General features: G+C 62.7%; 1 protein-coding gene. It reads left to right on the forward strand.

The genetic code is table 11. From position 1 onward, the window contains the following. A partial coding sequence (gene prpC, locus PQQ53_RS34945; protein WP_408329291.1) for a bifunctional 2-methylcitrate synthase/citrate synthase occupies nucleotides 1-1,043 on the forward strand: 1,043 nt, incomplete at both ends.

A 1,043-nucleotide genomic window follows, 5' to 3' on the forward strand; every position in this document is an offset into this window, starting at 1 on the left:
TTCAAACCGAAGAAATCCGTCGCGCTGTCCGGCGTGACCGCGGGCAACACCGCGCTGTGCACGGTCGGCAAGACCGGCAACGACCTGCACTATCGCGGCTACGACATTCTCGATATCGCGAGCGCGTGCGAATTCGAAGAGATCGCTTATCTGCTGGTCCACGAAAAGCTGCCGACCCAGGCCGAACTGACTGCCTACAAGACCAAACTCAAGGGCCTGCGCGGCCTGCCCGCGAACGTCAAGGCCGCGCTCGAATGGATTCCCGCCGCCGCGCATCCGATGGACGTGATGCGCACCGGCGTGTCGGTGCTCGGCACCGTGCTGCCGGAGAAGGACGATCACAACCTGCCGGGCTCACGCGATATCGCCGACAAGCTGATGGCCTCGCTCGGCTCGATGCTGCTGTACTGGTATCACTATTCGCACAACGGCAAGCGCATCGAAGTCGAGACCGACGACGATTCGATCGGCGGCCACTTCCTGCATCTGCTGCATGGCGTCGAGCCGTCGAAGTCGTGGGTCGATGCCATGCACGTGTCGCTGAACCTGTACGCCGAGCACGAGTTCAACGCATCGACGTTCACCGGCCGCGTGATCGCGGGCACGGGCTCGGACCTCTACTCGGCGATCACCGGTGCGATCGGCGCGCTGCGCGGGCCGAAGCACGGCGGCGCCAATGAAGTCGCGTTCGAGATCCAGTCGCGCTATCAGAGCCCGGACGAAGCCGAGGCCGATATTCGCCGCCGCGTCGAGAACAAGGAAGTGGTGATCGGCTTCGGCCACCCGGTGTACACGATCTCCGATCCGCGCAACAAGGTCATCAAGGAAGTCGCGAAGAAGCTCTCGAAGGAAGCGGGCAACACCAAGCTGTTTTCGATTGCCGAGCGGCTCGAATCGGTGATGTGGGATGCGAAGAAGATGTTCCCGAATCTCGACTGGTTCAGCGCGGTCTCGTATCACATGATGGGCGTGCCGACGGCAATGTTCACGCCGATCTTCGTGATCGCGCGCACGGCCGGCTGGAGCGCGCACATCATCGAGCA

The organism is Paraburkholderia strydomiana (genome assembly GCF_046030495.1).
Taxonomy (GTDB): Bacteria; Pseudomonadota; Gammaproteobacteria; order Burkholderiales; family Burkholderiaceae; genus Paraburkholderia; species Paraburkholderia strydomiana_A.